Genomic DNA, 12,511 nt, shown 5'->3' on the forward strand with positions numbered 1-12,511 from the left:
CGGCGGGTTATTTCACCAGCCCTTTTTGCTTCAGGTAATCTGCCGCCACTTTTTTGGCATCCAGCCCTTCCACTGCAATGCTGGCATTGAGCTGCTGCAGCGTTTTTTCATCCAGCGTTTCAAATACCGGCTTCAGCCAGGCGTCCAGCTCCGGGTATGCCTTCAGCACCGCCTCGCGCACTACCGGCGTCGGGGCGTAAATAGGCTGAACGCCTTTCGGATCGGTGAGGGTTTGCAGGCCCAGTGCCGCGACCGGGCCGTCGGTGCCGTAGGCCATCGCCGCGTTGACGCCCGAAGTTTGCTGGGCCGCCGCTTTAATGGTCACCGCCGTATCGCCCCCCGCCAGGGAGAGAAGCTGGCTCTGATCGAGCTTGAAGTCGTAGGCTTTTTCAAAGGCAGGGAGAGCGTCCGGGCGCTCGATAAACTCGGCTGAAGCTGCGAGTTTGAAATCGCCCTTCTCTTTCAGGTAGCGGCTGAGATCCTCAAGCGAGGTGAGCTTGCCTTTATCCGCCACGTCCTTGCGAACCGCGATGGTCCAGGTGTTGTTGGCCGGGGCCGGAGTCAGCCAGATCAGCTTGTTCTGCTCGGCATCGAGTTTTTTGACTTTCTCGTAGCCGTTCTTCGCGTTTTTCCACGCCGGGTCATTTTCATCTTTGAAGAAGAAGGCCCCGTTGCCGGTGTATTCCGGGTAGATATCCAGCTCGCCCGAGGTGATGGCCCCGCGTACCACCGGGGTGGTGCCCAGCTGCACTTTATTGACGGTTTTAACACCGTGACTCTCCAGCACCTGCAAAATGATGTTGCCCAGCAGCGCGCCTTCCGTATCAATTTTCGACCCGACCTTAACCGGCTCCGCCGCCTGTAATGGCAGGCTCAACGCCGCCAGCAGCGCCGTTGAACCAACAATCCCCTTAAAGATAGTCATTCCGCTTTCCTCATGATTTTGCCGCCTTTTTCAGACGCTTGAGAGAAAAGCGTAGTCGATAACCAGGGTTTTAGCGCGCCATTCACAAATTGTGTATGGCGGCCTGGTTTAGCTATTGCCCGGCGATTTTACAGCAGCTCGAACTCGCCCTTATTCACGCGGGCTGAATCCGTACCGATAAAGACGTTGAACTTGCCTGGCTCAGCGTCGTATTTCATCTGCTGGTTCCAGAACTTCAGCGCATCCACGTCAATCGGGAAGCTGATGGTTTTGGTTTCGCCCGGTTTCAGGTTCACTTTCTCGAAGCCCCGCAGCTGTTTCACCGGACGGCTCATGGAGGCGGTCACATCCTGAACGTACATCTGGACAACCGTCTCCCCTTCGCGTTTACCGGTGTTGGTAACCTCGACGCTGGCGGTCACCGTGCCGTCCGCCTTCATGGTCGGCGCAGACATTTTCACCTCAGAAACGTTGAAGGTGGTGTAACTCAGGCCGTAACCAAACGGATAAAGCGGACCGTTGGCTTCGTCGAAGTAACGCGAGGTGTACTTGTTCGGTTTGTCGGCGTTATACGGGCGACCGGTGTTCAGGTGGCTGTAGTACACCGGGATCTGCCCGACGGAGCGCGGGAAGGACATCGGCAGTTTGCCCGACGGGTTGTAGTCACCAAACAGCACGTCGGCAATGGCGTTACCGCCCTCGGTACCGGCGAACCAGGTTTCCAGAATCGCGTCTGCCTGCTGATCTTCTTTCACCAGCGCCAGCGGACGGCCGTTCATCAGCACCAGTACCAGCGGCTTACCGGTGGCTTTCAGGGCGGCGATCAGATCGCGCTGGCTCTGCGGCAGGGTGATATCGGTCCGGCTCGACGCTTCATGGGCCATCCCCTGGGCTTCACCCACCACGGCCACCACCACATCGGACTGCTTCGCGGCGTTAACCGCCTCGTCAATCATCTCCTGGGCGGAGCGCGGATCGACCTTCACCGCCTCTTCATACTGGTTGAGGAAGGTGACGATGTCGTTATCGCTGGTGACGTTGGCCCCTTTGGCGTAAATCACTTTGCCCTTGTCACCCAGCGCATCTTTAATGCCGGTCAGCACGGTGACGGACTGATCCGCCACGCCCGCCGCAGACCAGCTGCCCATCACGTCGCGCTTGCTGTCGGCCAGCGGGCCGACCACTGCCACGGTGCCGGATTTCGCCAGCGGCAGCGTGTCGAGACGGTTTTTCAGCAGCACCAGGCTTTCGCGCGCGACCTCACGCGCCTCTTTGCGGTGCAAGCGGCTTTCGGCGTTGGTATCCACCGGGTCGGACTCTTTCGGCCCCAGGTGGCTGTACGGATCGTTAAACAGCCCCATGTCATATTTGACGTTCAGAACATGGCGCGTGGCGTCGTCCAGCTCTGCCATGGTGACCTTACCGCTCTTCACCAGACCCGGCAGGTACTTGCTGTAGTACTCGTCGCTCATGCTCATGTTGATGCCGGACTTCAGCGCCACGCGCACCGCATCTTCCGGATCGGCGGCGGTACCGTGCTTGATAAGCTCTTTGATCGCCCCGTGATCGGAGACGGTGATGCCCTTAAAGCCCCACTTATCGCGCAGGATATCTTTCAGCAGCCAGCTGTCGGAGGTCGCCGGCGTGCCGTTCAGGGAGTTCAGCGCCACCATCACCGCGCCGCTTCCGGCATCAAGACCGGCTTTGTACGGCGGCATATAGTCGTTGAACAGGCGCTGCGGGCTCATGTCGACGGTGTTGTACTCTTTTCCGCCTTCGACGGCGCCATAGGCGGCGAAGTGTTTGACGCTGGTCATGACCGAGTAGCGATCTGCCGGGCTTTTGCCCTGCATCGCTTCCACCATGGTTTTGCCCATCGTCGCGGTCAGGTAAGTGTCTTCCCCGAACCCTTCCGAGGCGCGGCCCCAGCGCGGATCGCGGGAGACGTCCACCATCGGCGCCCAGGTCATGTTCAGGCCGTCGTCCGCCGCCTCGTAGGCCGACACGCGGCCGACGGTTTTCACCGCCTCGAGGTTAAAGGAGGAGGCCAGGCCCAGGCTGATCGGGAAGACGGTACGCTGGCCGTGGACCACGTCATAGGCGAAGAATAACGGGATTTTCAGGTGGCTAAGTTCCATCACCTGATCCTGCATTTTGCGGATATCCTGGCGGGTGACGGTGTTGAAGATCGCCCCTACCTGCCCGTTTTTGATCATCTCGCGAATGGCTTCTTTTGGATTATCCGGTCCGACGCTGATCAGGCGCAGCTGGCCGATTTTCTCGTCTACCGACATCTTTGTGAGCAGATCGGTCACAAAGGCGTCCCGGGCTTCCGGCGTTAGCGGATGATTGCCAAACAGGTCGTCAGCCAGCGCGGGTTGCAGCGCCAGACTTACAGCTACCCCTACAGAACAGAGCCATTTCATCTCGTTTACTCTCTCATCAATAACCGCCGGATAGTCGCGGCCAGACCGTACGAAAAGCGCAGTGTGCCATAAACCCTGTTAACGTTGCAGGGTTTATTCTCTGATTTTTCTGGCGAATAGTCGTTCGCATAAACATTAATCGCGCTATGATTTTCGACGACGCATTTGAATAACCACAAGGGGTGGACGATGTCTTCTGAACGACTGCACGATAACACCAACTTTATAAACGACCTGGCACGTCTGGTAGGTCATGCGCACCTGCTTACCGACGCCGCGAAAACCGCCCGCTACCGCAAGGGCTTTCGCTCCGGACAAGGGGACGCGCTGGCGGTGGTGTTCCCGGGCACGCTGCTGGAACTGTGGCGGGTGCTCAGCGCCTGCGTCGAGGCTGACAAAATTATTCTGATGCAGGCGGCCAACACCGGCCTGACCGAAGGCTCCACGCCGAACGGCAACGATTACGATCGCGACATTGTGATTATCAGCACCCTGCGCCTCGACAAGCTGCATCTGCTGGATAAGGGCGAGCAGGTGCTGGCCTATCCGGGCACCACGCTCTATTCGCTGGAAAAGGCGCTGAAGCCGCTGGGCCGCGAGCCGCACTCGGTGATTGGCTCCTCCTGCATTGGCGCCTCGGTGATCGGCGGGATCTGCAACAACTCCGGCGGCTCGCTGGTGCAGCGCGGCCCGGCCTATACCGAAATGTCGCTCTTCGCCCGCATTGACGAACAGGGCAAGCTGACGCTGGTGAACCATCTGGGCATCGACCTGGGGGTGACGCCGGAGCAGATCCTCAGCAAGCTGGATGACGACCGCGTGAAAGACAGCGACGTGCTGCACGACGGACGTCACGCCCACGATCATGATTACATCACCCGGGTGCGCGAGATTGATGCCGACACCCCGGCGCGCTACAACGCCGACCCGGATCGTCTGTTTGAATCCTCCGGCTGTGCCGGCAAGCTGGCGGTCTTCGCCGTGCGCCTGGACACCTTCCCGGCTGAGAAACGCCAGCAGGTGTTCTATATCGGCACCAACCAGCCGGACGTGCTGACCACCATCCGCCGCCATATTCTCGGGGAGTTCACCCATCTGCCGGTCGCCGGGGAATACATGCACCGGGATATCTACGACATCGCCGAGCGTTACGGCAAAGATACTTTCCTGATGATCGACAAGCTCGGCACCGACAAGATGCCCTTCTTCTTCACCATGAAGGGGCGCACCGATGCGATGCTGGAGAAGGTGTCGCTGTTTAAACCTAACTTTACCGACCGCTTTATGCAGAAGCTGGGCAACGCCTTCCCGGCGCATCTGCCGCCGCGCATGAAGAGCTGGCGCGATAAGTACGAGCATCACCTGCTGCTGAAAATGGCGGGCGACGGCATTGCCGAAGCGCAGAGCTGGCTGGCGGAGTTCTTCAAAACCGCCGAGGGCGACTTCTTTGCCTGCACGCCGGAAGAAGGCAGCAAGGCCTTCTTACACCGCTTTGCCGCCGCCGGGGCCGCGATCCGCTATCAGGCGGTTCACGCCGACGAGGTGGAGGATATTCTGGCCTTGGATATCGCCCTGCGCCGCAACGATACCGAATGGTTTGAGCAGTTGCCGCCGGAGATCGACAGCCAGCTGGTGCATAAGCTCTATTACGGCCACTTTATGTGCTACGTCTTCCATCAGGATTACATCGTTAAAAAAGGGGTTGATGCCCACGCCCTGAAGGCGCAGATGCTGGAGCTGCTGCAGGCGCGCGGGGCGCAGTATCCGGCGGAACATAATGTGGGTCACATTTACGAAGCGCCGGAGGCATTAAAACAGTTTTATCGCGCTAACGACCCAACAAACAGCATGAACCCCGGCATCGGTAAAACAACCAAGCATAAAAACTGGGCAGGCGAACCGGAAACAGCGCGTGATGGTGCGCAAGCCACTGATCAAACCAGTTAGGCCTCGCATGGGCGCTGTTAAGCCCACATAAATAGGACTAGAGTAGCTTCACGACGCCAGAGAAACATTTCTCTGGCTTTTTTTAACGAGGAGCGGGCAGACCATGTCGGCTGTTGAAACATTATCCGAAACTGACGTTGTGATACGCGATGCCGGGGCCGAGGATGCGCATGCCATTGCTGCCATCTACGCCTGGCATGTCCTTAACGGGCGCGCATCCTTTGAAGAAGTTCCCCCTACCGTCGACGAGATGCGGGATCGCATTAACGCGGTGACCAGCCAGGGTCTGCCTTGGCTGGTGGCGCTCTATCGCGGGATTGTGGTGGGTTACTGCTATGCCACCCACTATCGCGCTCGCCCCGCCTACCGCTATACCCTTGAAGAGTCGATTTACGTCGAGGCCAGCACTCCCGGGCGCGGTTTTGGCAGCGCGCTGCTGAGTGCCCTGATCGCCCGCAGCGAAGAGGGCCCATGGCGGCAGATGATCGCCGTGGTGGGCGATGGGCCAAACAACGCCGGCTCGTTACGCCTGCATAAAAAGCACGGGTTTGAAGTGGCGGGACAGCTCAGAAGCGTGGGTTACAAGAAAGGTGACTGGCGCGATACGCTGATTTTGCAGCGTCCCCTCAACGACGGTGACTGGACGCTGCCGGAGTAGTTTTTTGCCCGGCGGCGCTTCGCTTGCGCGGGCCTACGGGCTTTGTTGGCCGGGTAAGCGCAGCGCCACCCGGCAATTACAGACAGCTCAATCGTTCTGCGCGGTGGCCATCTGCGCGGCTTTCTGCTTTTTGTAGCTCAGGGCCGCGGCCGGAACCGGGGTGACTTTTCCGGTTTCAATCCAGGTACGCAAACGGCTGGCGTCGGCAAAGTGGGTATATTTGCCAAACGCATCCATCACCACCAGCGCGACCGGTTTGCCGTTAAAGACCGTCCGCATCACCAGACAGTGGCCCGCGGCGTTGGTAAAGCCGGTTTTGGTCAGCTGGATATTCCAGTTATCGCGGTAGACCAGGTGGTTAGTGTTACGAAACGGCAGGGTATAGGCCGGGTTCGAGAAGGTCGCCATCTCTTCACGGGTGGTGCTGAGCTGGCCGATCAGCGGATACTGCTTGCTGGCGATCAGCATCTTCGTCAGATCCTGCGCCGTCGAGACGTTATGAATCGACAGGCCGGTTGGCTCCACAAAGCGCGTCTGGGTCATCCCCAGTGCCTTCGCTTTGGCGTTCATGGCGCGGATAAAGGCGTCATAGCCGCCCGGATAGTGGTGCGCCAGGCTTGCGGCGGCGCGGTTTTCCGAGGACATCAGCGCCAGCAGCAGCATGTTCTTGCGGCTGATTTCGCTGTTCAGACGCACGCGGGAGTAAATCCCTTTCATTTCCGGCGTCTGGCTGATGTCGACGCGCAGTTTTTCATCCAGCGGCAGCCGTGCATCCAGCACCACCATCGCGGTCATTAATTTGGTAATAGAAGCAATCGGGCGCACCAGATTCGGGTGGCTGGAGTAGATCACTTTGTTGGTTTCCAGATCGACGATCATGGCGCTACCGGAGGCAATCTCCGGCTGGGCCGCCGTAGCCACAGCGGCAGGTTTGGCGATCGCAGGGGTCGCCACTGGCACAGCCAGCAACAGTGCAAGACTCAGTAAAGAAACGCGGAATTTCAGCATGGTGAGATTTCGGATAATTATTCATGCACGTAATAACGTACGCCGCCCGGGCCGAAGCGAGAACACGGGCTGGCTAAGGCATCATAGCCGTCCGGATGCCTTGCTACCAGCAGTTAATCGTGAACAGATGCTGCATTGCTGGCATTTACGCCAGCAATGCAGTGACCTCAGAAGAGACGATATCCATAACCCCAAAGAATAACCGTCAGCGCGAGTAACACTTCCAGCAGCAGCACGCCGATGGCGAGGGTCGAGCCGGAAAAACTGCGCCCCTCTTCTTTGTTGATACTCAGGAAGGTCGGAATGCCGATATAGAGCAGATAGCCGGTGTAACAGAGCGCAAGCGTCCCCACCAGCGCACACAGCCAGACGATCGGGTAGAGCGCCACAATCCCACTCAGAAACAGCGGGGTTGCCACGTAACCAGCGAATACCATGCAGTGTGTCAGCGATGGCCGTTGCGGATACCGGCGCGCCATCCAGTAAATCACCCGCCCCATTGCCGCCACGCCCGCCAGCATCAGGGCGTAAAACACCACGGCCAGCGCCAGGCCGGTCATCCACGAGAGTTTTACGACATTGCCGTCGTCAAAATCCCAGCCGATTTGCGTGGTACCAATAAACGCGCAAATCACCGGTACGGCGGCCATCAGCAGCACATGGTGGGTATAGTGATGACTGACCGTTTCGTTTTCGCTTCTGATCACGTGCATTTCACGATCGGGATGGGAAAAGAGTCCCCAGACATGGTTCATAACGCCCCCTTGTTGTCGGCCCGCTAGCAATAACTCAAGTATAATGCAGGCCTGAGATTATTTTTTATACAGCCTAAAAATGCAGCGACGGGTTCAGCGCTCTGGTATATTAATCCCTGCTAAACAGCAGCTTACGGGAGGGAATCTCAGATGGCAGAATTCATTTTTTTCAAAAAGGGAAATAACGTCGCGGCGCTGGATAAAGCCGACGCGCAGGGCGCCAGGATGTTGATTGAACAGGGGTATATCAGGCAGTTTGAAGAGATTACCGCCCCTGATGGCCAGCACGCGCTGGCGCGCTTTGACGATATCAAAAAAGAAGAAGAGTTAGGCCCGTTTGTCTGGGCGACAGGCGCCCTGTTTTGCGGGCTCATCGTCCCCGTTATTGGTTTAATCGGCTGGTTGTTATTACGTTAACGTTTCCTGCGCTACGCTTAACGTATGGATATCAATACTCTCATTGCACAGTATGGCTATGCCGCGCTGGTTATCGGCAGCATAGCGGAAGGCGAAACCATCACCCTGCTGGGTGGCGTGGCGGCGCATCAGGGATTGCTTCGCTTTCCTCTGGTGGTGGCCGCGGTGGCACTGGGCGGCATGATCGGTGACCAGCTTCTTTACCTGATTGGGGTGCGGTTTGGTCCGACGATCCTGCGACGCTTTTCCCGCCATCAGAAGAAAATCGACCGCGCTCAGCAGTTGATCCAGCGCCACCCCTATCTTTTCGTCATCGGCACCCGCTTTATGTACGGCTTTCGCATCATCGGCCCGCTGCTGATCGGTGCCAGCCGCCTGCCGCCGAAAATCTTCCTGCCGTTGAACATTGTGGGTGCCATCGTCTGGGCGCTGATTTTCACCACTCTGGGCTACGTGGGCGGTGAAGTGCTGGAGCCGTGGCTGCACGCCCTGGACCAGCACCTGCGCCACTGGATCTGGCTTATTGTGGTGCTGGTGCTGGTCTTCGCGGTGCGCTGGTGGCTGAAACGCCGGGATCGCCGCTAAAAATTACTGCTCCGGTTTAAACTGCGGATTGCCCAGCATAAAGCCGCCGTCGACGATAAACGACTGACCGGTGGCGTAGCTGGCATCAGAGTCACACAGCCAGGCGACCAGGCTGGCGATCTCTTTGGTATGTCCCGGCCTTGCCAGAGGAATGTTTGGCATGGAGCCAGGCTCCACCTCGCTGTCGTCCATGTTGTTCATCGGCGTGGCGATAGCCCCAGGCGCCACGGCGTTCACCAGAATATTGTGATGCACCAGCTCCATCGCCATCGACTTGGTCAGGCCGCCGAGGGCGTGTTTGGCTGAGGTGTAGGCGCTGGCCTCCGGCAGCGGGGTATGCTCATGCACCGAGGTGATGTTGACGATACGTCCGCCCTCCCCCTGCCTGACCATCTGCCGGGCGGCGATCTGCGAGCAGAGAAACGCCCCGTCCACGTCGACGCTAAAAATCGACCGCCACTGGTCATACTCCATATCGAGAAACGCCGCTTTGGTCATCGCCCCGGCGTTATTGACCAGCACGTCGATACGCCCGAAGCGTTCAATCAGCGTCTCGATGGCTTTTGCTCCGTTCGGCAGCTGGCTGAGATCGAGCTGAATGGCCTCTGCCCGCTGCCCCCGGGCCTCGATCTCACGACAGGTTTTCATCGCCCCTTCTTCGTCCGAGTGCCAGGTCACGCCAATATCAAACCCACGCTCCGCCAGCATCAGCGCCGTAGTTTTGCCGATCCCCGAATCCGATGCCGTTACAATAGCTACACGATTGGTTGAACCCATACTCACCTCCGGAATAATAAAAGACAAAGAGATAAGTATAGTTACTTCTCATTTTCTACCCGTGGTGATAGCCGCCGCCCAGGGCGGAGGTGAGCTGCAGGGTGGCGTCAACGTACTGCCCCTGCAGGGTCAGCCCGGCCACCTGCTCCTGCAGGGCGGGAATTCTGGCTTCGCTGACCCGCGCGCCAGCGACGATCCCGGCGTTGAAACGCGCCTGCGCCAGGGCCACCATCCGCGCGGCATCGGCTTCCACGCGCTGCTGGTGTCTGTTTTTCGCCATCAGCGTTTCCACCTCGCTGGCGCTGCGGGCCACCTGATTGACCGCCTCCACCACCGCTTTGTTGTAGTTCGCGATCGACAGGTTGCTTTGCGCCTGGGCGATATCGAGGTTGGCGTTCAGGCGTCCGCTGTCGAAAATCGGCAGGGTCAGACCGGCGGTGACGCCCATCTGCTGCGCCGAGGAGCGGAACAGATCGCTTAAGTGCAGTGCGTCCTGTTGCAGAAACGCCATTAAATTTACGTCGGGATAAAACGCCGCTTTCGCCGCGTCTACCTCGCGCAGCGAGGCCTCGATGTACCAGTGCGCCTCCTGTAAATCAGGACGGCGGGCCAGTAATTCATAGCCCAGGGTGGAAGGCAGGTGGCTCTCTACCGCAGGCAAGGCATGCGGGGTCAGCTTCACCGTCGGGGCATTAGTGAGCGCCTCCAGACGCGCTTCGATGGCTTTCATCTTCCCGGTCACCTCCGCCAGCCGCTCATCGGTTTTGCTGGCGTTGATGTCGGTTTCGACCCCTTCCACGGAAGAGGTAATGCCATGCTGATACAGCTCGCGGTCGGTGCCAACGATCGCCAGCTGTTCCTGCTTGATAGTGGTTAACACCTGCCCGATGGCCGCCTCGGTCTGCCATTCCCAGTACAGGCGCGCCACGCTGCTGGCCAGCAGCTGGCGGGTCTGTTCCAGCTCCGCCTGTTGCGCGTTGACCTTGCCGATGCGGGATTCAACCTGAGCGCGGTTTTTGCCCCACAGATCCAGATCCCAGCCCGCGGTTAAGCCGAAGGTGCCGTTGGTGTACCAGGGGCCGGTGGTTCCGGCTGCCGGATCGGTTATCGCAAAGGGCCCCATCAGCCCTTCGGCGGACATTTTCTGCCGCTCGGCATCGGCGGAAAAATCCACTTCCGGACCATCGGCGGCCATCGCCATTCTGGCCTGGGCTTCGGCAAGGGCAATGCGCTGACGGGCAATATTCATATCCGGCGCATCGGCCAGCGCTCTGATGATAAGGCTGGTGAGTTCGGGATCGTGAAAATCTTCCCACCAGCTGTTTTTTGGCCACTGACCGGCAGTGAGCCCGGTGTCAATTTTCGCGGCAGGGATCTGTTGAGGCAGCGACGCCGCCGTATCGTGGCCGGGCGCACAGGCAACCAGAAGAAGAGAGAGAGGCAGGCAGCAGAAATAAAAACTCGAACGTTTCATCACGTTATTCACCCAAAAAAGAAGGCTGCAAAATACGCCCGCTTTGTCTCCTTTTTTTAGGAATGGGTGGCAATGCACAATTTGTCATACCTTTACATATCCGGCAAAGGTGCCCGGCATAGCGCCGGGCCCTTGCGTGATTACGCTTTCAGCGAAGCGCCGTTGGTCGCAATCACCTCCTGGTACCAGTAAAAACTCTTCTTACGACTGCGCGCCAGGGTGCCAGCGCCGCTGTCGTCACGATCGACATAGATAAAGCCGTAGCGTTTGGAGAGTTCTGCTTTGGAGGCGCTCACCAGGTCAATCGGCCCCCAGCTGGTGTAGCCCATCACCTCCACCCCGTCGTCAATGGCCTCACGCACCTGCACCAGGTGGTCGTTGAGGTAGCTGATGCGGTAATCATCCTGCACCACGCCGTCGGCGTCCGGCTTGTCTTTGGCCCCCAGACCGTTCTCCACAATAAACAGCGGCTTCTGATAGCGATCCCAGAGCACGTTCAGCAGGGTGCGCAGGCCGACCGGGTCAATCTGCCAGCCCCACTCCGAGCTTGCCAGGTGCGGGTTCGGCACCATATTCAGAATATTGGCGCGCGCCTGCTGGTTCAGCGCTTCATCGGTGGTCACGCAGCCGGTCATGTAGTAGCTGAAGGAGATAAAATCGATGGTCGATTTCAGCGCCTCGCGATCGGCATCGGTAATGTCGAGCTCAATGCCGTTATCGCGGAAGAAACGCAGCATATAGCCCGGATACGCCCCGCGGCACTGCACGTCGCCGAAGAACTGCCAGGCGCGGTTTTCCTGCAAAGCTTCCAGCACATCGTCCGGCTTGCAGGTCAGTGGATAGACCAGACCGCCCAGCAGCATGTTGCCGATTTTCGCGTCCGGAATGACCTCGTGGCAGGCCTTCACCGCGCGCGCGCTCGCCACCAGCTGATGGTGGATCGCCTGATACACTTCCGCCTTGCTGCTGGTCTCCGGCAGGCCGACGCCGGTCATCGGCGCGTGCAGGGACATGTTGATCTCGTTGAAGGTGAGCCACAGCTTCACCTTATCCTGATAGCGGGTGAAGACGGTGCGGGCGTAATGTTCGAAGAAGCCAATCACCCGGCGGCTGCCCCAGCCGCCGTACTGTTTCACCAGCCCCCACGGCATCTCGTAGTGTGAGAGGGTCACCAGCGGCGTGATGTTGTGCGCCGCCAGCTCGTCAAACAGCTTGTCGTAGAAGGCCAGTCCGGCTTCGTTGGGCTGCTGCTCGTCGCCGTTCGGGAAGATACGTGTCCAGGCAATGGAGACGCGCAGGCAGCTGAAGCCCATCTCGGCGAACAGCTGGATGTCCTCGGGGTAGCGATGATAAAAATCGATGGCTACATCCTTAATGCCGCTGTCGCCCGCCACGCGCTCCACCACCGGGCCAAACACTCCCTGGGGCTGAACGTCAGAGGTAGAGAGACCTTTGCCATCTTCCAGGTAAGCGCCTTCGACCTGATTAGCGGCAACCGCGCCGCCCCATAAGAAATTATCCGGGAACGTTTTCATTCTC

General features: G+C 58.8%; 11 protein-coding genes. 4 read left to right on the forward strand and 7 right to left on the reverse strand.

Going from position 1 to position 12,511, the window contains the following annotated elements; genetic code table 11:
• Window positions 1-7: 7 nt before the first annotated feature.
• Both osmF and bglX read right to left on the reverse strand, forming a co-directional pair.
• Window positions 8-925, reverse strand: a complete 918-nt coding sequence (gene osmF, locus ACOYA6_RS10935) for a glycine betaine ABC transporter substrate-binding protein OsmF (protein ID WP_138369929.1) — start codon at window positions 923-925, stop codon at window positions 8-10.
• Between the two features lie 128 nt (window positions 926-1,053).
• Window positions 1,054-3,351 (reverse strand): beta-glucosidase BglX, encoded by a 2,298-nt coding sequence (gene bglX / locus ACOYA6_RS10940; protein WP_422654687.1) that lies wholly within the window; start codon window positions 3,349-3,351, stop codon window positions 1,054-1,056.
• Window positions 3,352-3,540: 189 nt separating this feature from the next.
• Between bglX and dld the strand changes: the two genes are divergently transcribed.
• Both dld and ACOYA6_RS10950 read left to right on the forward strand, forming a co-directional pair.
• Complete coding sequence (dld, locus tag ACOYA6_RS10945) at window positions 3,541-5,298, forward strand: D-lactate dehydrogenase (protein ID WP_422654688.1); 1,758 nt, start codon at window positions 3,541-3,543, stop codon at window positions 5,296-5,298.
• Window positions 5,299-5,401: 103 nt separating this feature from the next.
• Window positions 5,402-5,956 (forward strand): GNAT family N-acetyltransferase, encoded by a 555-nt coding sequence (locus ACOYA6_RS10950; RefSeq protein ID WP_039031078.1) that lies wholly within the window; start codon window positions 5,402-5,404, stop codon window positions 5,954-5,956.
• Window positions 5,957-6,043: 87 nt separating this feature from the next.
• Here ACOYA6_RS10950 and pbpG read toward each other — a convergent pair whose 3' ends face one another.
• On the reverse strand, window positions 6,044-6,964 hold the full coding sequence (pbpG, locus tag ACOYA6_RS10955) for a D-alanyl-D-alanine endopeptidase (RefSeq protein WP_138369926.1): 921 nt from the start codon (window positions 6,962-6,964) through the stop codon (window positions 6,044-6,046).
• A 167-nt stretch (window positions 6,965-7,131) separates the two neighbouring features.
• Window positions 7,132-7,719: a Yip1 family protein gene (locus tag ACOYA6_RS10960; protein WP_039031076.1), complete on the reverse strand. Its 588-nt coding sequence runs from the start codon at window positions 7,717-7,719 to the stop codon at window positions 7,132-7,134.
• 150 nt (window positions 7,720-7,869) lie between these two features.
• Between ACOYA6_RS10960 and ACOYA6_RS10965 the strand changes: the two genes are divergently transcribed.
• The gene (locus ACOYA6_RS10965; RefSeq protein WP_422654689.1) at window positions 7,870-8,136 is read left to right on the forward strand and encodes a hypothetical protein; all 267 of its coding nucleotides are present in this window, start codon (window positions 7,870-7,872) and stop codon (window positions 8,134-8,136) included.
• A gap of 24 nt (window positions 8,137-8,160) precedes the next feature.
• Complete coding sequence (locus tag ACOYA6_RS10970) at window positions 8,161-8,721, forward strand: DedA family protein (protein WP_039031074.1); 561 nt, start codon at window positions 8,161-8,163, stop codon at window positions 8,719-8,721.
• A 3-nt stretch (window positions 8,722-8,724) separates the two neighbouring features.
• Here ACOYA6_RS10970 and ACOYA6_RS10975 read toward each other — a convergent pair whose 3' ends face one another.
• The 3 genes from ACOYA6_RS10975 to ACOYA6_RS10985 all read right to left on the reverse strand — a co-directional run bounded on the left by ACOYA6_RS10975 (window position 8,725) and on the right by ACOYA6_RS10985 (window position 12,507).
• Entirely contained in the window at window positions 8,725-9,498 is a 774-nt protein-coding gene (locus ACOYA6_RS10975) for an SDR family oxidoreductase (RefSeq protein ID WP_422654690.1), read from the reverse strand.
• A gap of 55 nt (window positions 9,499-9,553) precedes the next feature.
• Window positions 9,554-10,972, reverse strand: a complete 1,419-nt coding sequence (gene mdtQ, locus ACOYA6_RS10980; RefSeq protein WP_422654691.1) for a multidrug resistance outer membrane protein MdtQ — start codon at window positions 10,970-10,972, stop codon at window positions 9,554-9,556.
• A 140-nt stretch (window positions 10,973-11,112) separates the two neighbouring features.
• Entirely contained in the window at window positions 11,113-12,507 is a 1,395-nt protein-coding gene (locus ACOYA6_RS10985) for a glycoside hydrolase family 1 protein (RefSeq protein WP_422654692.1), read from the reverse strand.
• Window positions 12,508-12,511 lie beyond the last annotated feature (4 nt).

Origin of the sequence: Leclercia barmai (assembly GCF_049312895.1) — a bacterium.
GTDB lineage: Bacteria > Pseudomonadota > Gammaproteobacteria > Enterobacterales > Enterobacteriaceae > Enterobacter > Enterobacter barmai.